A 23,112-nucleotide genomic window follows, 5' to 3' on the forward strand; every position below is an offset into this window, starting at 1 on the left:
ATAGATAGATTGCAAGTTTTAATTCATTACGGATTCCGTTATACATGCAGACAAATAAAAAAAGCCTTATTAAAGGCTTTTCAAAAAGAGCTATATATTTTTTATACTTCTTTAAAGCCTCATTTAAAAATACACAGTTATACTTTGTCTGCTGATAGATTTTTTAAATACACTGTTCTATGAATCGAGCTGACCCTGTATGATCATCCATCATCAGTACTTAAAAACTCTCCCAATTATAAGAACCAGCTTAACCATTATGAAAATTTCTAGCAGTTTACAACAAGTATGAGTCAGTTCTCTACAAACATTATAAGACAGCATTAATTAACTTACTGTGTCAACTTAGTATCAATGTACTCTCTAAATTCCTGCAGTTCCTTTTCCTCCGGCCTCGTGCCATCCATCACCTTTTGTACCGTTTCAGCTACCATTTTTGGCAGTGTATTAATTGCCCACTGACCTGCTTCTTGCTTAGAAGTAATGATTCCTGCTTTTACATACCAATACACTCTGACCATATTTAACACACAATACGTTGGATCTTTCTCTAAGTTAGCAAGACACTTACGATAATCTTCCATTACGGATGATAGATAATCACTTTGGGGAACTAGCGGAAAGACTTCTTCAATTGGTGGACCCTCAAGGCAAATCCCGCGTCTATGAAGAATCGTGATATGGGCAGCTAAATCTGGATCTTTTAAGTCTGCCTTATTAAGATAGTAGTCTGCCTCCTCTTCATACTTTTCTCTCCAATACTCACTGTAATGGAAATCATACGGACAAGGATGCTGCCAATTCCTTAGTTGGTCTTCGTTTAAAAAACTGACTTCAATCGGAAATGGTTTTCCGGAATTGGATAGAAAATAATTAACTAACTCTTTTTTAGCCTCAAAGGTTAGAGGATTTTCAGTCACTACGATGAGATCGATGTCACTGGACTGCGGACTAAATCCATCCATAGCTAATGAACCATGAACATAGAACCCTTTAAAATTATCTTGCAGACTTTCTTTTATTTGCTCCAAAACCTTATAGACATAATCTTTTATTTCGGTTGTGCTAGTTTCCCATGAATAAATCATACTTACACCCCTCAATGAATTATTTACTCTTACTCTATTTTTTGTAATCTTGCTCACACTATCACATTATCTGTGATCAAAAAGCGAGTTAGATCGCATTTACATGAAAATTTTTCCTTCCATACTTACACAATAGTATAAAAACAAATAAATATCCATTAAAGATTGGATAATGATGCCACAAAAAAACACAAACCGTCTATTACGGACACAAAAGTGCCAAACTATTTATGAATTAAATTGAAAAATCGATAGGAAGAGGTGGTGTTACGTTCATTCAGGTATCATTCTAGTAAACAAAAATGGAATTAACTTAATTAATATTTGATTTTACAAAATAGTTTGTCGGAGTGAACTTAAACTTTCGGATAAAATGCTAGATTGGATTCAAACATAAGATATAGAAGACATTATATTTATAAAAAATGGATGATTGAATTAGCTTTGAAGATGCATATGTTTCTTTTAATATTGCCATGTCTTTATTGAAAAAAAACACGTCCCTGCTAGTAACGACACAGGGTCATGCTCGATTCATCATCTAGCATTCAGCTTCATTCAGTTGCTCTAATGCCCTTATAGCTAAACTCGAGAATAGTATGCCGCTACCGGCAAGTCTTCATCTTTTAGCTTAATGGCCGGATGATGCCATTCTGTGCCCACCCACACAAAGAATCCCGCCTACACTACGTTTTTTTTCTTTTTGTCCCATTACATCCCTCCCCCTGTCAATGGACAGGAATGATCAACTTTTGATAAGGTGAATATAAAACAAACCAAACCACCTGTAACAAATTTACAAGGTAAATCAACGAATTAACAAATTCTATCAATAGTTCATCATAATACGGACTCTTTTTTCTAAATTTTTTGCATTTATGAAAGTAATTGAATTTTATATAATTTTAGAAAAAATGTAGTGTCTAAATTAAAAATCTGTAAATTTAAAAGGAGTGTCTATTATCTATAGTGTATTTTCTACATTTAAGATACCAGGAGAAAAAGCGAGGAAGTTATAGATATTTATAGAAACCGTTCCCGGAAAGTCGATCAAGCTCCCGGATTCATTGATTTTTTCCTCTTACATAATGAGAAACATCCTGATGAATTGACCGTTCAATTACTATTTGAAGAGAAAGAGGATTATCTTAACTGGGTAAGGAGCAGCCAATTCAAAGAGATTCACGAATTAGAAAAAAAGTATCCTGATCAAGAAATAGCACAGCTGATACCTTCAGTGACAAAATATAAGGTGGTCTGCAAGTAATGAATACAACTCTATTCATTGAGCAAGTGACAGAACGAATCTATACACTTGATCCCTCCTTACAGGATCGTTACGGGGAAAAAGGAAAAGACAAATGCCGGGCCGATAATAAACACCATCTTGATCATCTGCAAACGGCCTTTGAATTAGATAATGCAAAAGTATTTACGGATTATACACTCTGGTTAAATGGAATCCTGCAAAAATACGGAATGAAGACACAAACACTGTTGGGTAATTTCGTGATCATAAAAGAAGAGTTGGAGCATTTTTCTGACATGCCAGATATAAAGAAGAAAATGTACCTATCATTTTTAACAGATGCCATTGACATTCTTGAGTGCGAAAAAGCCAAAGAGGAGGCATAACTATATGCAATCGATTATCGATTTCACCAGCATCTTACTTTCTGGCAATTACAATAAAGCCTGGGATTATATTAAATCTCTTAAACATCTTTCAACTTTAGATATCTATGATCAACTCCTAACACCTGCCATGCGGCGAATTGGAGAATTATGGGAAAACAATGAGATTACAGTAGCCGATGAACATATAGCGACAGCCACCTGTGATTTTGTTTTATCCAGATTGGCGTTTGAGCACAATCTCGACGCAACACCTACTAAAATGAAAAAAGCAATGTTCCTTTGTTTAGAGGGAGAGCAACATTATATTGGTCTAAAAATGGCTGCTCAATTATTCGAGGAATATGGCTGGGAAACCAAATATTTCGGACCAAATCTTCCCCTTGAATATGCGCTACATACTGCCACCGAATGGGAACCTGATGTCATCGGACTTTCCGTGACCATTGTAACCCATTTACCAAAGTTGAAATCATATACAGACAGTTTCAAGGCATTACCTGTGCCCCCAAAAATCCTAATTGGCAGCAGATTGGGCAATAAATATGATTTAAAAACGTACTCGAGCGGAGATCCCATCATCGTAACGGATTTATCGGATATAGAGACGTGGCTAAAAGATTATTCTATAGGAGAGACAAAAAATGCAATGTATTGACACACCACTACCACTTCCCTATATAGTAGTAGACTATAACGGAAAAATTCTGCAATATAATTCCCTGTCATCTAATCTATTTAATTTGGACACCTTAGATATTTCAGGAATTATCTATGATGAAAGTATGAATAAGCTTGTCAAAGCAAGTTTATCGAATGAAAGTACGCAACAAATAGAAGTGAATGTTCATACGAAAGAGTCCTCGTTGGTCTTATTTGATGTATATCTGTCAGATGACTCAAACGGAAGAATGCATATTCTTTTTGTATCCAAGGAAAAGAGCAATCAATTATATCTTGATAAAATTATAGAATTGCAGGAAAGACTGGCACACACAGATTTTGAATTGCTCGAGCAAAAGGAAAAACTGGAAGACGTGCTTATGCGCTTAAACAAACTTTCCGGACCCTTTATCCCTCTGTCCAAAAAAATGTGCTATATCCCTTTATTCGGGGACATAACATCTGAAAAAATCAACTTGATATCCGAGCATGTCCTCCACTCAGTCTTTAATGGAGAGTATCAAAATATCCTGATAGATTTAACAGCTGTTGGTGAAGTACAAGATGATGGTATCAATAAATTAATCGACCTCATTCGCACGCTTCGATTTATGGCAGGAAGCAAAATCCAGCTAATAGGCATTCAACCAAGACTGGCAAAGGTTCTCTCTACCTATGAACTTGAACAAATGGTTGAATTCAAATCATCCCTGCAGTATATCTTGCAGAATGAATATGTGTGATGATTAACAGCGTTTATTATAGTCAATCTATCATGCCAATCTCTAGAAGATTACCATTTCTCAAGTTGTAATCATACTGATAGGTCAAATTTTTGTGTCCTTTCAGTATGATGGATTAACATCTCCCCTTTCTGCTTCATCCAAACATATTCTAGATTAAAATGGAATGTTCTCTATTCAAACAAAAAAGAGACTAACTCAGTCAGTCTCCAATAATGACAAGATTAATTTAAATACCGATGTAGGATGAGTGTTTAATTTCGTCCAAGAAACAGTTTCTTGATAATCATCTTTGATAAAAATAATTTCTTTGTTTTCCTGATTTAAAATCACTTGTATGTCCTTAAATGTAAAATCGGTGACTGCGGAAGCATGATCAATTTCCTCATGGTCCAAACTAATTTGAATTCGATTCGAAACTCTTCTGAGCATTTTCCACAAGATCATTTCTTCCCTTGACCTCAAATAAAGCTCAGGTAATTCTCTTGCTTCCATCAATTGTGTAAAACTGGTCATCATACTTGTGCCGATTCCGTACCGAACCGGTCTAATAGGGTGGCCTAATTCCTTCCAAACATCTATAGAGTAGACTACATGGTCATCTTTAATCTCTATTTCCTGAATGAGCCCATACTCTTTAATCCCTTTTTGGTTTGTTATTCCTTCCTTAAGATACAAGGCAATATACTTTGCTTCCTGCCAGCCTTTTTTTAGAGAAGAAATCGGTATTTTATATGATCTGGAACGTATAAAATCTGTATAGGATAATTGATCTGGTACCAAACCAACCAAAACCTTCTCCACCAACGAAGACTTCCACTCTTCTTCAGTACCTCTTGGCAAAATACCCTCTTTTTGCAATTCTTCCGGGCTTTTTTCAATTAATCGTTCTACAAATTGTTCAACCATCTCAGTAGTGTTCGGCAAGAATGGTAGCCCACCGATATTTACTAAGCCAATACTTTTATAAAAAGCATGATCTTTATAGGATTCTTCATCATGCCACGGGAACAAGACATAAGCACCAAAAGCAGTTCGTTCATACGGACCACTATTCATGGCTACTATAGAATCACGGTACCTGTGCATCGTATTAATATCATCTTCCATAGGCCCAGGTGTTTGATATTTGCTGCCATAATAACTGCCAGCCTGTGCATACTCCACCCTATATTTAGCATCAAATATATATTGGTAATCAAACTCCTTGCCCTTCTTCTGAATACTTAGCATAGTATCAGGCTTTTGTGAAAGTGTGGGCAGTTTTCCCGTATAGCTTTGATAAACAAGTTCAATTCTCTCACCAGTAACAGGATGACGAAAGGTTCGCTTTGCAGTCTTATTTGTATCCAAATTGACGAATAGCCCATTGCGATTTACTTTCACAATATCCTGATCAATTTGTTCGTATTTTCTACCAAGCAATTGTCCCAGCTTAATAAACGTCCAGTACTCATAGAGAAGAGCCACATCTTTAACAGACATTTGATAATAGTTCCCACGGAGAATAAGGCCCTTGGAAATCATAAGATATAATTGAAAAGCATCCCGGTAACCTGGTGCCATTTGAAGAACTAAACTGACATTCATATTGCGATCCAATCGTTGAATCGAACGCCAAAAAGGGTCTTTCATTCTCTTATCCAACGTTGATTTCATGTCATTAAGACGCGCCAATAAATCTTCATCAGGTTCTTTATTCCAGCTTTTCTCCTGTTTATAGATTGCCTGAATCAGGTCCTCCAATTTATTAATAAGCCTTCCCATTAACCATTTGATATACCGATTTTCAAACGTATCATAGCGTAATTCTTTCTTCCCTACTAAACCTTCTGTTGGCATTAGCTGTCGATTATGAATGGGGATTCCAGATTGGACATCCACCCACAAATGAGCCCTTTTTTGGAGATACTTTCTCGTCGTGGAATCGGTTTTCCTCAATTGATCTCCACGCACGCGGTGATATGTTTGCTCTAATTTATGATGGGGCTGTTGTTCAATTCGAATAATAGCTTGGACGAATTGGTTAAAATGCTTTCTGACCAATTGATAAAATTCCGTTTGACTTGGTATCCCATCAAGCTTGATCCCAGCCTGCAAATAGGTCTTTTTTATAAAATGAAAAGCCAAATTATAGATTTCTTCATTTACCTCATCCAGCAAACGTTCATAATCTTTCCGATAATCCAGCTTTGTAGGGAAAATTTCGAGAGTTACTCTCAGTAACGTTTTATCATAAGAACGGATTTCAAAACTGGTGAGCCCCACCTCATTTTGAAAACTGAGATTTCCCATGAGGAAGGAACCCATAGGTAATTCCGTTTTTGTAACAGCATTCCGTAGTAATGGATGCTCATGATAAAAGGTTATCTCTTGCTTATTTTTAGGAACAATCATCACAAGGTATGTCCCATTTTCAAAAAAGATTGGTCGTAAAGCGCTATTCTCAGATAGCTGCATCGTTTCAATATCGAATACTTCTACACTCCCCAAACCCTCACCCAATGCTGAAAAATGCATTAAATCATGATAGTCCATACTCCGATATTGCTTTAACCCCTCATAACGTTCGTGAAATGGTTTTCCTTTGATGACCAACGAGAAGTCATGATGCTCAATCTTCAATAATTCTATTTCATCAGACCCAGAATGAGGTAAAGCCATCGACTCTTAACCTCCCAAGCATCTCTATTACTTTTCTAGTGCTTTGAGGATATAGGGCATTTTTTGTATCTATCAGGTTTAGATCCTCCTGATTATCATCCAGTTCTCTTTGGGTGAATATACGATATAGTCCTTTTAATAACGTCTCAATCCGGCTATCACTTCCTGAAATCCGCGGAAGTATTTTTTGCAGAATACAATAATCGAGAGCCTGTTCATACTCCATTAAATCTCCGGATTCATTATAGGCAAGGTAAAAACAAATCTCATCCCTGACACGATATCCGACATGTGCGTTGGTAATTCGCAGCTCATTATTTATTTCTTCCAGAACCATTGTTGTCTTTTTAACTAGATCTTTATATTCCTTATAAACATCTTTTAAATGAAGATATTTAGATTCAAGCACCTGATTAGAGATAGGCATGGGCTCTGTCTCTTCCAAATCTTCCAGGAAGGAAAAATTCGATAATTCTACTCTGTTGAACTCAATCGTATTCGCCCGGTCAAGTACCTTTTTACTGAAAGGATGAGTCGTTTCATCCATATTGACAGTCCCAATTACATATACATTGGAGGGTAAATATAAATCTTCCTTAAAGTTCGTAATATCTTGTGATAACAAAGGAGAGCTAGTTAACTTACCATCCTTCCATTTCCTGCTTTCCATGATACTGAGAATGTCACTGAAATAATGTTCCACTCTAGCCAAGTTCATTTCATCCAGCAGGACAAAATAAGGATCATTCGAATTATCTGTAGCTTGTCGAATTACCTTTGTAAGAGGACCTTCTTTAAATTCTCCTTTAATATCCACATACCCTAAAAGATCAGAACCATCATTCCAATCTGGTCGGACTGGGATAATCGCCAGTTGTCCATTTATTTCATTTGCCCCTAAACTCTCGGCAAACCACTGTATCATTTTGGTTTTTCCAGTTCCAGATATACCAGAGAAAATGACAAATGGTTTGGCTTTAATAGAAAGTAAAAGATTAGCTACGTCATCTATTAAATAATAAAAGCCCTTATTACAGATATAATTATAAATGTGTTTAATCACCGTTTTATCGTTAGATATTTCAGTAAACTTCATTTTCTCACCTAAAATCTTTTTTAAATCTTCCGAAAAATTATTTGAGAATTTGTAATATACTTTTTTAAAAAAATCTTCTGATATTGGGTGAAAATATCTCATTTTTAATTCTCCTGTAGCATTAAACGGTCCACCTTCGTTTATTCTCCAATTTAAAGGTATCTCATTCCGTTCAATTTGTTTATCCATGTCAAAATAATTTAGTTTTAAATAGTACCCTTCTTCATTCCATTGATCATAAGCCTTTATAGATGGTCTAGTAGCAGTTATTGCTTCTTTTACAACAAATCCTATTGATTTTATATATTTATCTGAATAACATATAACCAGATCCCCTACTTTTGCAGAATTCAATAATTCATATGCTTCAATTTTATGACCAATTTTGTTAGTTTTTGGAGCCCATAGATATCCCTTTTCTCTTTCATTTTTGTGATTTTTCCCCTGATTTACCCACCAGTAATTCATTTTAAAAATCTCCTTCTTCGCTAAAAGTTGGTCAAATATAATAAACACACAACTCATGTGAAGCGCACCATAAACTTCCACTACGTAATATAGGCTTTTATTACATTCGAATTCATGGAACATATGGCTAGTTAACACCGATAGAATTTAAACAGTAGACCTTGTAATTCTTATTCAGTTTAATGTTAACAATCCACGTGATTAATTGAGTGGATAATACCATTCATAAATTCTTACCTTCATCATTAATCTTATTACTGATGGGATTCCTATTTGTAAAAGAACATACCAAATAAAATAGGTATCATTTAAGAACTTAAGCATGTATTTAAGCTGAGTTCCAACTGATGCGCTGATCGTTGATGTATTAAGAAAAGGAAAAAAAACCTTAATGTCTACTCAAGATACTTAATTGACGAGTTTTTCGTTAGTGAGGTTTCCTAACTTCAGTATTATCTTGCAATAAAGTCATATATTCCAATGCAGACATATTTAATAATTGATTATAAAAGTTTCTCATTTCCACTTCTTTGGTAAACACGAAAGCAGTCAATTCGCCATTTAATTCAAAGTTTTTGCTCTTTAACTGCATTACATATATCCTTAATATAATACAATCATCTTTTATTTCTGATAAGAAAGCCCAACCCAAAGTTTGTGTATAAGGTGAAACGACGACTCCTTCTATATTGAATCTATCTAGTATTTCATCTGGAAAATTTACAATTATATCTTTCAAAATTACCTCCAAAAAAGGGTTATTATAACCACAAGAATAAAGAATATTCAGATTCTCCATTAATCATTTAGTAGAGTAGATATACCACAAAATTTTTGAAGTTACTAAAATTTAATTTTCAAATTCAGTTTTTTAGCCTATAAATATGTTAAATACTGCTTTGAATCTATAATTTTTATTGTCAAAAAGTAGATTATAAAACGATACAATATTCAATAAACTAAATCCTCGTATTAAAAATATTCCTACATCAGTTTATTATAAATTGTGTCCCTTCTACTTATGAAATAAAGGAGATTTTAAGGCCAATCTTCTTATAAACATAAAACACCACAGAGCGATATAATCATACACCAATCAAACAACCTATTTTTCAACACTCTGCCAGAATAATTAGCAAATCATTGCTACTCCAAAATCACGAAGAAGGATATTATAATTAATAAAGAAACAAACCCAAATCATATGATAAGGACCTGTTTCTTCAATTGCAGAGATTCCTCCGGAAATTCAGTTTTAAAATTGAAAGTTGCTTATGAAAACGGTTGAAATATATTAAGAATATGGGAACACCAGGTTAATAAAGATTTTGAAGAGTAATACAATAGCATCATGATATTTGTAAATAAAGCCAAATAGTAATAATATTAAGGGCATTCTAATCAAGCTCTTATAGATTTTCGACAAAAAGCATTCTGAATTTAACTATTCTGAATGCCTTACTTGTTTATGTGCATATTCCACTCAGTTAGTACTCCTCTATGTTCTTTCTAAGGTTATATTTGGACTCCCCTAGCCCAGATACATACTACACTTAATATTAAAAGTAACTTCGAGGTTCTTTACTGATCTTCAATCTGAAAAAAGTAAGCACTTAATACATTAAAAAGGATTCAAAAGGTGTTAAGTGTACTTCCATCATAATCTTGCATTACAATAGTTCTTCCTCTATCGGAGAAGTCAAAATAGCAATCATACACATTATCATACTAGTATCTCTTTTTACCAACACTCTAGTAAATGACGGTAAACACATTATACAAATTCCACCATATACCAACAATTGCAACTATTAATTATAATTTAAAAAGAGAAAAATTTCTTTCCACTTAGTTAATAAGCATTGATATCGTATCTTCCGTTCATTTTAACTATATGCTAAAATTTAATGTTGTGTATTCACCAAAACTAAATATTGGATTTTTAGAGGAGGTAAGAACATGTTTCCACAAAAGAAGCAAGGCAACATCCATGTAATTAGTGTTAAAAATGCTATAGAAAGTTTCTTAAGGGAAGGAAAAGTACCAAATGAAATGCCTACAGCTATAAAAACTGCCGAGTATATAATAGCTAAATACCCAGATATTACTAAGGTAATTTCCAAATTTGAGTTTCCAAACCCCGATGCTCATAGTGATTTGGTCTTATATTTAAGTAATGGTGATAAAATAAAAGTAAATTTATATAAAGTCACGGGTAGAGGAAGCATTCAGCCAAAAAACGTAGGAGCAAAATCCTTTATTTCAAAATATTTCTTTGATGCAAACCTTCAAGAAAAGTTCAATATGTTATATGATAAAGATTACGACCAGTATTTATCTGAATTGTTCGAATACAAATCAGGTTACCCTATCATTGACATTAATAAAGAAGAATTACGTAAAATATTTCCTATCAACCAGTTTGATGATGATATAAATGAAATTCGTCAACGCTTCCTTTATAGCCTAAGAGAAAATTGTTTTAGTTTATTTCAAGACTTTTGTAATAATTATCCTTTACTTATCGAAAATGGTTTCAAAACGATGCTAATGATTGATGATTATAATATTATAACACGCATCTTTGCTAAGAATAAAATTACAGTGGAAGAATTCAATCCAAAGGATGCCCTATCATTTAAAGATATTAAATTATTTAAGACAGGGAATAATACTTTAAGTATTTTATGTGGCTCAATCAGCTTGAATCTACGGTTTAAATTTGAATCAGGTCCACTTTCTTCAGTAAAGCTTGCAATTGGTTATAGATACATTAGAGATATTAATAAATATGAAGAAGTATTTCATTTTCGTAATTTTAGAACATTAAAAATGGCAAATGATATATTACGTCATATGACCTATGTGAAAAAGGAGAATAAATCGAACGCTATTGGTAAATGTAACGAGGCCTTTGTTTATCTTCAATTGCTCGAAGAGTTTCCCAATACTATTCAAGATGATCCAGAATATTGCCTAAGATTGCTTGAAAGTTATGCGCCATATGTTTCTCCAGAAGAGCTCCACAATTTAAAATTATCATCTGTTCCAGCGGTTGAACAAATTAAAAATATTATTAAAACTAAATATCCTAATTTTATGTTAGAGAGCGTACAACTTGTGCCTGAAAGTTATGTAAATGATAAATTAGATACAGCAGACTTACAATTAAATTTACGATATCACAACACGCGTGTTACCGAAAAACTATCTTTAAAGGCAATAAGTAAAGACAAAAAATTAACCCTTAAAAATCCGGGAATTGGTACAATTCTTGGAGAAAACTTTTTTAATATTAGTAAATTATACAATTTAGAACTAAATAAGACTGTAGAATTATTAAAGGGAAAATTTATTCAAAATGAATGTACTCATATGGAATCTTTGGAAAACGTATCGTACGTGTTAGGCAAGCTTCTTCAAAGCGCCACTCAAGAGCAGCTCCGTCATGGAATAGATAATATTTTTGGAAAACCACTTGTAATAATCACAGTTTACAACGATATAAAAGCATATACTCATGAACGAATTCCTGTTACAGGAGAAATTACAGTAATAGCTCAAAGTCCTTCTAACACTCAAACAACTCTTACTTGGGAGAATGGGAAATATTCTCTTTCATTAAGAGTTAAATTTAGCAAAGGTCAGTCACACGGATGGTCTTCTTTAAAACTAGCAGCGGAACAAAAGATTCAATAAGACTGAAAAAACAGATAAGCGTAACCATATTTAACATAAAAGGAATTTCACAATAAAATTAGTATTTCAAAACTCACTTTACTAAATTTATTGTTTTTATGAATTAATCTTCAATTGGTGGATTGCCCATTATCTAGAAAGAAACGGCAAGTATAACTTGCCGCTTTTTTATTACTTTATGGTTCTAGCTCGATTTAATCTTATTCTGACACAATTTAGTAGCCTTACAAGTTTATTAAAATTTTTTCCTCATTTGTAAATTCTTGTTCTTTTTTTAAATAATTAGCAATTGGCTTCGAAATTGCTTTAGCTAATAAACATGGTACTGCATTTCCTATCTGTTTGTAACGAGATGCCAAACTACCTTTCCATATATAATTAGGTGGAAAAGTTTGGATTAAAGCACATTCAACGTATGATAATTTCCGATGCTCAGATGTTTCAGGTAAAATCCATTCATCTTTCCCAACATGCCTCATAGGATCTCCGAGAGGATGTAAAGGGGCTTGTCTACCACTAGCTTGTATACAGAAGCTAACTTCATTCCATTTTCTTTTTCGATTTCTACTTAAATAACGTGATGAATAACCACTTTGATCGTATTCTCCTACTTCAGATGGTTTAAGATGACCAATAGCATCTTTTAATGTAATATAAGGTTTTAAACCGAATCCTTCTCCGTGGGTAGGAAGTGGTAAATCATATCTAAAATTAATATCATCTCGTACACCAATAATAAATACTCTTTCTCGGTCTTGAGGAACACCATAATCCTTTGCATTAACTAAGTAATAGTCTACTTTATAACCTTCTTCTTTATATTCTTCGACCATAGCTTCTATAATCTTACCGCCACTTGAAGTAAGTAGACCTTTTACATTTTCTGCAATAAAAAATTTAGGACGAATCTTACGTAAGGCTCTCAGAAATTCTTTATACAGAAAATTTCTATCATCAGTAACTAATCTATTACCTGCTAAACTAAAACCTTGACATGGATATCCACCGACAAGTACGTCTGCTTTAGGAAAATTAGACACATTTCTAATATCTCCTCTTTCTACAAAAGTTCGGGGATGATTAGCTATATATGTGTCGCAAGCATCTGAATCCTTTTCGTTTGACCAAATGATTTCAAAACCAGCCATCTCAAGACCTACATCTAATCCACCCGCCCCTGCAAATAAAGATACTACACTAAGTGGTTTACCTTCATCAACTTGTCGAGAAGTATACTCAGCGTAACCCTCTTTTAAAAAAGATAAAATTACATCGGAAATAGAACGATTCTCTTTTGCTGCTATAATTTTAATTTGCTCAATTAACTGTTTGTCATCTTTTTTAGATATTGATATAATTTGAGAATCAATCATGATAACACCTCTCACTGGTACTTAATTTTTATATGAATTAATTGTACCAGCAGAAAGATGATTTGTACATAAAAAAAGCCTTCATTTTTAATATTTTACTTTTTTGCAATATTTTTTCAGACCAACCAATTAAATTGGTAATTAGTATAAGCTATTCCTAAAATCATCTATTAGCTAAAACATCCTTTAAGGTGTCCAATCTAAAGAAACTCAAAAATACATCCTATAATATCTACCAATAGGTTTTCTATCCTCCAAAAAATTCTGCATTCCGTATGCACATATCCCTTTTGTAAATTCGAGTTAGAAACATGCAGTTCACTTGCATTGCAGGATAGCCGCAAATTAATCTGTTGCTTGTAGCGCTTGATAACCAGCCGATTGGTCTTTCGCTGATCGCTAATCATGGATGGGACAAACAATTGTTAAAATGGATTCTGCCTTTGTCAAACAAATATTAGATCTTAAGACTAGAAAATTGCACCTTATCTTCTTTTACGCTCTTTTTCCGAAAAAATATATCTCTACTTTTTAAGCTTAATGGTTGAAAGGATAGTGCTGTAACAGTTTCAAGCTTACTCTTTTCCTCTTAAAACAAATATTGACTCTTTCTTAGTGTTTATGGGTGGAAATAATTTATTAATCTAAATTTATCTTAGTCGCAAAATAAAACAGCAATCGATAGAAGTATCTCACTTCACAACAATTGCTGTTCCTTTTACCCAAATTAAAAATTATCTAATAACTGCTTTAGCAAATCCATTTCTTCTTCCGACAATGTAACACCCTTACCCATCTTCTCACGGTTTGGTGCCCATTCGCGAATATCATATTTAGGGTCATTATCATTCCAGCTAATACGATTCAACTCTTTCTTCCAACCTTTTGCGGATTCAGATAATATGCCGATATGTTCAACAACTTCATATTTGATTTCTGCCATTTAAAGAGCCTCCTAACTTTTAATATACTTGCTCTAGTTCTACGGCTCGCTTGAATGTGATACCTGTATTAATTGCTGCGAAGTGCTTTTCTCCACAACGAATTTTTTCTAATTCTGTTTTGCGTAAATCTTCTGCAGCTGTACTTCCTTTTGTCTCAACAATAAAGTACAGTTTCTCTTTGCCGTCTTCTTCAACAGATAATGCCCAGTCAGGATTATAGTTTCCAAGCGGCGTTTTAATTTTAAAGTCTGCAGGCAGTTTAATATAAAACTTTACATTTGGATCTTTTTCACATGCTTCAGCAAAATCTCTTTCAATTTTGGAATCTACAATAACATGGTCATAAGGCGAACGGTTGTCTGAAACTTTCACAATGCTATCTTCATACGATTCAATTTCTTCTTGTTTGAATAAGCTTTGATCGTATACTTCTTCTGTTTCCAATTTCTCGTATTTAACGCCATCCACCATTGCTAAACGTTTAGCTGCATTAATAATGCGCGCGGCTTCTAGCATATACATTTGTGGATTCACTTTAAAATCATGCAATGTATCACTCTGCTTTAAAATCGCAATTAATGTTTTACGAGTTAGTTTCGTATCTTGCTGTAACTCCGTTAAAATATCAGGTGCTTTTGTATATTCACGTTGAACAGTACTGAAACTTGTTTTTTCTGTCGTTTTTTCTTCAATACCACTTTCTTCAATTTTTAACTGCTTACGCTCGTATTCTAATTTTTGAATACGCACTAACAGTTCATCCTTTAGTTTTTTGGCCGCATCGCTGATGAATTGTTCACTATCAAATTGAATCGAGTACGTTGTTTTATATTTAATGCGCTCCCACAGCTCAAGGAATGACCCAGATAACGCTTCTTTATTTAATCGAACCGTTTCTTTTTTCGCATGATCCTTAATCTCGATTTTTTCTGTATTAAACTTCTGTTCAATCGCAGCGATGACTTTTTTCGTCATATCTGGTGCAAGTACAGCATATTCTTCAGGCAGTTCAAATACTTGATCTTTAATTGCTTTCGCTAAGGCAACGGTTCCTTTCCCTTTTGCATCAATGTATTTTTGCTCTGTTAAATATTCAACAAGCTTTTTTGAATATTCACGACCTAAAGGTTTTTGGTATCCCGTTAACTCGTCTACCTCTAACACAAGCGAACTAAATGTTTCATTCTTAAAAATACCGAACTCCATGCCATCTTTTTCGTATTCATGCTGTAAGTCGGCAGCAAATTCTTCGTAGCTTTCGTTTGCCATCACTGTTAATGTATTTACCTTGAATCCATATACACGGTCACCACTTTGATTAACGGCTATGCGGAGACCACGACCGATCTTTTGACGCTTTGTAAGTTCATCTTTCGAATCAATTAGTGTACAAATTTGGAAGACGTTTGGGTTGTCCCAGCCTTCCTTTAAAGCTGAATGCGAAAATATAAAGCGCAATTTATGTGCTTTTTTCATTTTCTTTTTTTCTACATCATACATCGTCAGTAAATCTTCTTTATCTTTCATGATGATATGGAAGGCACTTTCATCCTTTTCCCCACCATTTTTAAATTTACCTTTTTTATCAATCGAGAAGTATCCATTATGCACTTCTTCAACAGGGATATGGTAATCACGAAGCTTTTTATATTTAGGAGATTTTAATACATCCTTATACTCTTCTTCAAAAATTTGACCATATTTCCCTAAATAAGGATTACCTTCTTCATCGTATTTCCGGTAGTTTGCTACATTATCGATAAAGAATAGACTTAACACTTTAATTCCTAAAGTATTTAGCTTTAGCTCTTTATTTAAGTGTTCCTCAATTGTTTTACGAATTTGACCGCGCTTTACCTCTAAGTCGGCGTGGTGTGCTTGGCTTAAATAAATTACAGATGGCTCGCCTGAAAACTCAATGTATTCATTATCTTTTTCAGCTGATATATCACGAACATAACCTATTTCTTCATACGCTGTTAATTTTGTCTTTTTAGCTAAATCATCGTTTTTCTTTAACGAAATAACTTTTTTCGCGATACCTGTTTTCTTCTTTTCTAAAATCTCTACCGATGCTGTAACAGAAGTCTTTGTCGCTTTAATACCTAATAATCGTAAGTAAGCCTCATTGCCATCAATTGTACGTTTAACACCAGCCACTTCGATTTGCTTTACTAACTTATTCTGATAAGCTTCAACTGGTCCTAATTTATAAAGTAAAGGATAACCTTCTTCTTTATGCGTTGCAGAGAAACGGAAAACAAACGATGGATTTAAAGAAATAATCGCCGCCTTAGCGTTCTCAGTATTATCTACGCTTTGCGGCTCGTCAATCACAACAATCGGATTCGTTTCTGCGATATAATCCTTAGGCGAAATGCCATATAATTTATCGCGATCATTACGGTTGAAAATATTATCTTCACTATTAAATGCTTGAATATTAATAACCATAATCTCTACATTTTCATTTGAAGCAAATGCTATTATATTCTCTAACTTAGAACTATCATACATAAATTCACGATAAACAATTCCTTGCATTTGCGTTTTAAAATATTCTTTCGTCATTTGCAGCGTTTTCATTACGCCTTCTTTAATTGCTACCGAAGGAACAACAATAATAAATTTAGTAAAGCCATATTTGCGGTTCATTTCCAAAATCGATTTTAAATAAACGAAGGTTTTCCCAGTTCCTGTTTCCATTTCGATATTGAATTGTGGAAAAGGCGATGGAATTGATTGGGCAATTGGAATACCTTTCTTAATTTGCAACTGTTGCACGTTTTGTAGAAGTTTACTTTCTGATACATCAATTTTATTTCCGATACCTTTTTCACCAAATAGTTTCCCCTGTATATCTTCATTCATAATCGTAAATTCTGATTTGCGAATTTGTTGCCCTTCAAATACTCCTAATACTGCATTTATCGCGTCTGCCTGATATGTTAATTCATCAAATTGAATTTTCATTACTGCTCACCTCTAAATTGTTAACAAGTTATCCTCTGGATAACCTGCATCTTTAAGAATTTCAATACAGTTCAATTTATCTGAATCATTGCTAAAACCTGCATCGCTGAAAATGACGCTACTTGTTTCTGTTCCATGCTCATCACGACGTGCAATCATTGCTTTTGCAATGTCTGGCGTCATCTCTTTTGATAAGCAAATAAATAAACTCCCAAAAGCAATGTCGTAAACTTTTTTTCCGTTTACTACAAAAGTATCAATCGGATAGGTTAACTCTAAACCTTGCTTTAACATAATTTCATACACAATATCTAACTCTAAACGATCATCTATAAACGGCGTTTCGTATAAATCTAGCTCGTCCTCTAAATTAGTAAAATTAACATTCCATTCCCGAATATTCGATGTATCGAGTTTTAAGACTTTAAAACCAATATCTAATGCTTTCAGATCTACAGCAGCATTTTCGTTTAACATCCCTGCATTTTGTTGTTTTTCTTTAATTTCTGCTATAATTCTTTTCCCTGCACGACGGATCCGTTCCTCCCCGATGTCACAAATCGTACGATATCCATCTTTATATGCCTCAGATTTTTCATCTAATAATTCTGGAAGCTGAACCATAATAAATTTACGATTACCACCATCTTGCACATTTTTTTTCATTACTGCGTGAGCTGTGGTAGCTGAACCCGAAAAAAAGTCTAATATATAGTCATGTTTTTCAGTAATAAGATTCATAATTTTAATTATTAAATCTGTAGGTTTTGGAGTATCAAATGCATTATAACCAAATAAATTTAATATTTCTTTTTTTCCCTCTTTGTTAGAAGAAATTTTATCCCAGTAATTACTTACAGGCTGCCCCTTACTTTCATGAGCATATATAACTCGTTGCGGAATGCCATTATTAGCAGCGCCAAAATACACTCTTTTCTTTTCAATTAATTCTAAATAACTTTTTTCAGGATAAGCCCACACTCTTATATGCACTATACCTGAAGGTGTAGTGATAGGATATTCATATCCTCCTCCACTAAGTCCCTTAGAAACTGTTAATGGTACTGGTCTCCATTTGCCTAATGGAAAATCTGGTGTAGGTTCTTTATAAGACTTATCTATATATTCTTTAGATAGCTCTTCTAAATGGAAAGTAACTTTTGAGCTCTTCCCGTAGCATAAAATATACTCTCCTTGAATAGAAACATTTTTAGAATCACTAGAAATTTCTTTCTTTCTTTTCCAATTAAATTGCGATATAAAATTGGATTCTCCATATATTTCATTACAAATCTTTCGCAAATTATCCAGTTCAGTATCATCAATACTTATAAAGATTGCACCGTCTTCAGTAAGTAAAGATTTTGCTAATTTTAATCGCGCATACATCATATTCAACCAATCAGTATGAAATCGACCATTACTTTCTGAATTTGTTGAAATTCGATGTCCATCTGAGTCGACTTGTCCTGTTTGCTCCAAGTAGTTTTGCACACTATCCTTAAAGTTATCTTTGTAGACAAAATCCTTACCGGTATTATACGGTGGATCAATATAAATCATTTTAATTTTGCCATTATACGATTTTTGCAGCAGCTTCAACACTTCTAAGTTATCGCCTTCAATGTATAAGTTTTCAGTTGTATCAAAGTTTTTACTTTTTTCAGGCACTGGACGTAACGTTCCTTTAGAAGGCTTTTGTACTCCTTCAATCATTTTTTTCTTGCCATGCCATGTGAATTGGTAACGTTCTTGCTCTGTTTCCACAACTTCACCTAATACCGTTTTTAGCATATCAAAATCAATTTTATCTCCATCTGTTAAGATTTCTGGGAATAGCTCTTTTAAACGTGCAATATTTTGTGCCGTTATGTCCAACGATTCCCCATTCATTTTATTTACCATTACCTTGCTCCCTTTCAATTAATGCTTGTTTTGCAAGCTTTACTTTATTTGCTGCGTGTTGTAATTCAACCCGCTTATTTAGCTGTGTTTCTTTCTTAGCCTGTCTTACATAATCATTAATTTGTGCGTCCATAACAATGAGTTTCTCTAGCACATTATTTTGTAAAGAAACTGGTGTGTAAATTTTATAACGAGATTGTAATTCAATTTGTAACAATCTCTCAAGCCACGATTCATAAAATGTTTTTAAGTTCGTTTTATTAAAGTCTTCAAAACGCAACTGCTCTTCTACTTTTTGTAGTGTAACAACTTCTTGAACCTCGTATAGCGTTTTGCAGGCTAAAAAACCATCCTTTTTCTTTTCATGGGTTGAGAATATCCATTTTGTTCGCATCTCATCGAAAAATAAGATAACAAGCGGATTCGGCATAATACTCATAAACACTTTATAAATTTGGACGGACTTTTTTAAGTCTTTTACGTATATAGCTAAAAATATAATTGAATCATAGCGCTCTGTTTCATTCTCATACAATTTAATATTCGTATTATTAGTTTGTATTGTAGCTAAGATACGAATACCTCTCGAAACTACATCCTTAGAAATGATTTTTTTCTGAGCGGGTGTTAACTTGTTTTCCATTTGATTATACGGCAACGTTTTCATGATTTTCGTTGCTTTTGGAAATCCGATCTTCTTTAATAACTGAGCTTCATTCATTACGCTTCATCCTTTACAACTATAAATGAAATGAGTTCAATTTCATCGTCACCTAAGTCCAACTGTCCTCGTAATGTATTTGAACCAAAGCTAAACAAGCTTTCAAAACCTACCTCTTCTTGTTTATCTTTAATGATATTGATTGATTGCTGCAATAGGTTTTGATAATGCTCCATATTCGCTGCATCATTTGTTTGCTGATTAAACCACTCAACTGAATTTAATTCTGGCTGTTGTTTGCCAAGTGTTAATTTACGGTAAGCATCTAATATTTTCTTCGCATGTGTGTAATGTATAAATGCTTTGCCTTCATCTGTCACATACAATAAAATGTATGGTGCTAGGCTATTGCTTTCAACAGCTACTTCTTTGTGCTGTTTGAAACAAAAAATCACACCTGGTTTTGCTTCAGGCAAATCTGCATTACTTATAACCGCATACAAACCTTTTGGTGCAACTGCAAGCTCTTTTTTATACGACTTTAATGCGGTACTTAAATCACTTTTGAAATCGGTGTATGTTAAGTCAGTAATCGATATCGCGCCTGAAACATCCTCTAAGTTTAACACATCATTTTGTAGCGCTTTTAATTGATTACGACGATATTCTAAATCATTCATTTCTTTCGATGACGTATCTAAAATATCTTCCTCCCCAGAGGCAGAAGTATTTAGTATTTTCATACGACCTTTTACACGTTCTTCTAAATTGATATACTCATCTAATTCCATGTTTGGCCAGAAATTCACTAACTGAATTTGCGTATTCGTAGATCCAATTCGATCAATTCTTCCAAAACGCTGAATTACACGTACTGGATTCCAGTGAATATCATAGTTAATCAAATAATCGCAATCCTGTAAGTTTTGCCCCTCTGATATACAGTCTGTCGCAAAAAGTATATCAATTTCATCTGTACGTTTATTGTCCACCTTGAAGCGTTCTTTCGACTTTGGAGAAAAGTTCATTAGAATATCATTAATATCTTGTACACGAATGCCCTTTAACGTACATTTATTTGCCCCACTGCCTACAACTAATGCGGAATGAATATGTTTATTCAGTAAACGTTCTGATAAATGGTCGAATAAATATTTTACTGTGTCCGCAAAAGCTGAGAAAATAATGACCTTTTTATTTCCTGGATTAATTGGATTTTCTATTTTTTCTTTTATTAATTTGACTAGTTGTTCAAGTTTGGCATCACGGTCAGTAGAAATTTGTGTTGCTTGCTGTAATAGGTCCTTTAATGTGGCTAAATCCGCACGTAAATCTCCTGCCCATTTCAACGCATCAATATCATTTAAGTGAATTTGAACTTTGTCACTACCTACTGTAATAGCTTCAAGATGTTCGTCATCTAATTCCGTATCATCATATTGTTCCGAATATGTCTGATTTTGAAGCTGTAAAGTTTGGAGTGTACCTTCAATACGTACGACTAATTTTTCCAGCGTCAGTCTAAATGAATGAATAGAACTTTCTAAACGTTTGAACAAGTTCACCTTCATTAAAGCGGCTACTGCAAACTCACGGTCTGTTTGTTTAAACGTCGATTGGCCACCCTTTACTCTAGTATCATACAACTCTTCATAATACTTTCGTTTATGAGGTAAAACGTATTTCATTGGCTGATATATACTAAAGCTTAATGACTCTAAACGTTCATTCACTTCGTTCATATCAACAAAACGTTTTTTTGTATCAACATCAGCTTTAATAGAGAGCGGTTTTAATCGATTTGGGAAACTTCCAATATCTTTGACATTATAATATTTTTCAATATGCTTTCGACTACGAGCAATTGTTAGTAAATCAAGTAATTGAAAATAGTCTTGTTCAACCATATTTAAAAATTCTTCTGTTGTTCTCTTTGGTGCTGGTAATGAAGTCCAACGATTAAAAGCTGCTTGTGCCGAACGTAATGTTTGCTCGATACTATCTATACCTTCTTTTTGAAGTGCCTGGTCGTTATCTTCCGTTATAAAGGCAATTTGATTTTTGATATCATTCATTTTATTATTTACGGGTGTAGCTGATAATAATAGCACCTTTGTTTTTACACCTTTTTTAATGATTTCCTGCATAAGCTTTTGATAGCGTGTTAAGCGACCTTTATGCGCATTATTATTTCTGAAGTTATGCGATTCATCTATTACAACCAAGTCATAGTTAGACCAATTGACCGTATCGAGACGTATTTCACCCGACATACCACTTTCACGACTTAAATCAGTATGATTTAACACATCATAGTTAAAGCGGTCTTCATTTAACACATTTCGTTTATCGTTTTGTGTATAAACCGCCCAGTTATCACGTAATTTTTTCGGACATAAAACTAATACCCGGTCATTTCGTAGCTCATAGTATTTGATGACTGCGAGTGCCGAAAATGTTTTTCCTAACCCCACGCTATCCGCTAAAATGCAACCATTATATTTCTCCATTTTATCGATCATACCGACTACTCCATCGCGTTGGAAAGGATAAAGCTTATTCCAAATAACCGTATCTTTAAATTTCGTACCTTCTTTAATAATATTATCCTCTGATAGACCTTCTAGATTTTCCGAAAAAATATTATACAACGTGACAAAATAGAGCCATTCAGGTGCATTTTCCTTTTGAAAGGCATCGAGCTGTCGTAATACTTCTTCCGTAATTTCTTTCGACTTTGTTTCGTCTTGCCAAAGACTATCAAACTCTGCGAGCATGTTTTGCGTAACGCCCATCGCTTCTTTCATAACGGTATAGCTAGCTTGTCGATTTGAAGATGTGATGCCTAAACCATCTGCTGTAAACTCAATTTCTGATTGTATACAAACGTCCTCATCCGTTTTGTTTTTAATCATTATTTGCTTGGGATATGAGACTTGTCCTAAAATGGTTTTAAACTGGGCGTGTTGATTAATCCATTCTGATAAGTCTCGTGCAATTTGCTTGGACTGTATTTGATTCCGTAATGGAATTTCAAACTGGTTACCTTCTAAATCGAGCTGTTGTCCTTTTCTTTTTACTAATTTAAATTGATGATTATCATCAATTTCTTGTTGATAAAAAGTTGGCTCTGTAAAGAGAAAGCGAAAAGATTCACCTTTCGCTAACGTTTTTTTTAATTCCTGAAAGACGTTCATACT

The 23,112-nt window shown here is 33.9% G+C and carries 14 protein-coding genes and 1 pseudogene; 5 read left to right on the forward strand and 10 right to left on the reverse strand.

Translation table 11 applies throughout. From position 1 onward, the window contains the following. Positions 1-332: 332 nt before the first annotated feature. Positions 333-1,088: an aminoglycoside adenylyltransferase domain-containing protein gene (locus tag F7984_RS12210; RefSeq protein WP_066104364.1), complete on the reverse strand. Its 756-nt coding sequence runs from the start codon at positions 1,086-1,088 to the stop codon at positions 333-335. Between the two features lie 962 nt (positions 1,089-2,050). On the opposite strand from F7984_RS12210, the pseudogene F7984_RS12220 reads away from it, so the two are divergent. The 4 genes and pseudogenes from F7984_RS12220 to F7984_RS12235 all read left to right on the forward strand — a co-directional run bounded on the left by F7984_RS12220 (position 2,051) and on the right by F7984_RS12235 (position 4,129). Next, a pseudogene (locus tag F7984_RS12220) lies at positions 2,051-2,355 on the forward strand (antibiotic biosynthesis monooxygenase family protein). Continuing rightward, positions 2,355-2,723: a hypothetical protein gene (locus F7984_RS12225; protein WP_066104367.1), complete on the forward strand. Its 369-nt coding sequence runs from the start codon at positions 2,355-2,357 to the stop codon at positions 2,721-2,723. Before F7984_RS12220 ends, F7984_RS12225 begins: the two are co-directional and overlap by 1 nt. A 4-nt stretch (positions 2,724-2,727) precedes the next feature. Continuing rightward, positions 2,728-3,381 carry a cobalamin B12-binding domain-containing protein gene (locus F7984_RS12230; protein WP_066104370.1) on the forward strand — a complete coding sequence of 218 codons (654 nt, stop codon included), beginning with the start codon at positions 2,728-2,730 and terminating at the stop codon, positions 3,379-3,381. Then, the gene (locus F7984_RS12235) at positions 3,368-4,129 is read left to right on the forward strand and encodes an STAS domain-containing protein (protein WP_140462115.1); all 762 of its coding nucleotides are present in this window, start codon (positions 3,368-3,370) and stop codon (positions 4,127-4,129) included. Before F7984_RS12230 ends, F7984_RS12235 begins: the two co-directional genes overlap by 14 nt. 198 nt (positions 4,130-4,327) lie before the next feature. Here the strand turns inward: F7984_RS12235 and F7984_RS12240 are convergent, their stop codons facing one another. The 3 genes from F7984_RS12240 to F7984_RS12250 all read right to left on the reverse strand — a co-directional run bounded on the left by F7984_RS12240 (position 4,328) and on the right by F7984_RS12250 (position 9,096). Beyond that, positions 4,328-6,793 (reverse strand): restriction endonuclease-like protein, encoded by a 2,466-nt coding sequence (locus F7984_RS12240; RefSeq protein WP_140462114.1) that lies wholly within the window; start codon positions 6,791-6,793, stop codon positions 4,328-4,330. Continuing rightward, positions 6,768-8,357 carry an McrB family protein gene (locus F7984_RS12245; RefSeq protein ID WP_225983592.1) on the reverse strand — a complete coding sequence of 530 codons (1,590 nt, stop codon included), beginning with the start codon at positions 8,355-8,357 and terminating at the stop codon, positions 6,768-6,770. The genes F7984_RS12240 and F7984_RS12245 overlap by 26 nt, the downstream gene beginning before the upstream one ends. 427 nt (positions 8,358-8,784) lie before the next feature. Then, complete coding sequence (locus F7984_RS12250) at positions 8,785-9,096, reverse strand: hypothetical protein (protein ID WP_140462112.1); 312 nt, start codon at positions 9,094-9,096, stop codon at positions 8,785-8,787. 1,220 nt (positions 9,097-10,316) lie between these two features. On the opposite strand from F7984_RS12250, the gene F7984_RS12255 reads away from it, so the two are divergent. Beyond that, entirely contained in the window at positions 10,317-12,056 is a 1,740-nt protein-coding gene (locus F7984_RS12255; RefSeq protein WP_140462111.1) for a hypothetical protein, read from the forward strand. A gap of 224 nt (positions 12,057-12,280) precedes the next feature. Here the strand turns inward: F7984_RS12255 and dcm are convergent, their stop codons facing one another. From dcm to F7984_RS12285, 6 genes are all read right to left on the reverse strand, one after another. Beyond that, the gene (gene dcm / locus F7984_RS12260; protein WP_140462110.1) at positions 12,281-13,429 is read right to left on the reverse strand and encodes a DNA (cytosine-5-)-methyltransferase; all 1,149 of its coding nucleotides are present in this window, start codon (positions 13,427-13,429) and stop codon (positions 12,281-12,283) included. A gap of 727 nt (positions 13,430-14,156) precedes the next feature. Then, positions 14,157-14,372, reverse strand: coding sequence for a YdbC family protein (locus tag F7984_RS12265; RefSeq protein WP_140462109.1), 216 nt, complete (start codon positions 14,370-14,372; stop codon positions 14,157-14,159). Positions 14,373-14,391: 19 nt separating this feature from the next. Continuing rightward, on the reverse strand, positions 14,392-17,346 hold the full coding sequence (locus F7984_RS12270; protein WP_140462108.1) for a restriction endonuclease: 2,955 nt from the start codon (positions 17,344-17,346) through the stop codon (positions 14,392-14,394). A gap of 12 nt (positions 17,347-17,358) precedes the next feature. Further along, complete coding sequence (locus tag F7984_RS12275) at positions 17,359-19,251, reverse strand: site-specific DNA-methyltransferase (protein ID WP_140462107.1); 1,893 nt, start codon at positions 19,249-19,251, stop codon at positions 17,359-17,361. Continuing rightward, positions 19,241-19,972, reverse strand: a complete 732-nt coding sequence (locus F7984_RS12280) for a DUF4391 domain-containing protein (protein ID WP_140462106.1) — start codon at positions 19,970-19,972, stop codon at positions 19,241-19,243. The genes F7984_RS12275 and F7984_RS12280 overlap by 11 nt, the downstream gene beginning before the upstream one ends. Continuing rightward, complete coding sequence (locus tag F7984_RS12285) at positions 19,972-23,109, reverse strand: helicase-related protein (RefSeq protein ID WP_225983593.1); 3,138 nt, start codon at positions 23,107-23,109, stop codon at positions 19,972-19,974. The genes F7984_RS12280 and F7984_RS12285 overlap by 1 nt, the downstream gene beginning before the upstream one ends. Positions 23,110-23,112 lie beyond the last annotated feature (3 nt).

The sequence above is a fragment of the Pradoshia sp. D12 genome (assembly GCF_008935075.1).
Lineage (GTDB): Bacteria > Bacillota > Bacilli > Bacillales > Pradoshiaceae > Pradoshia.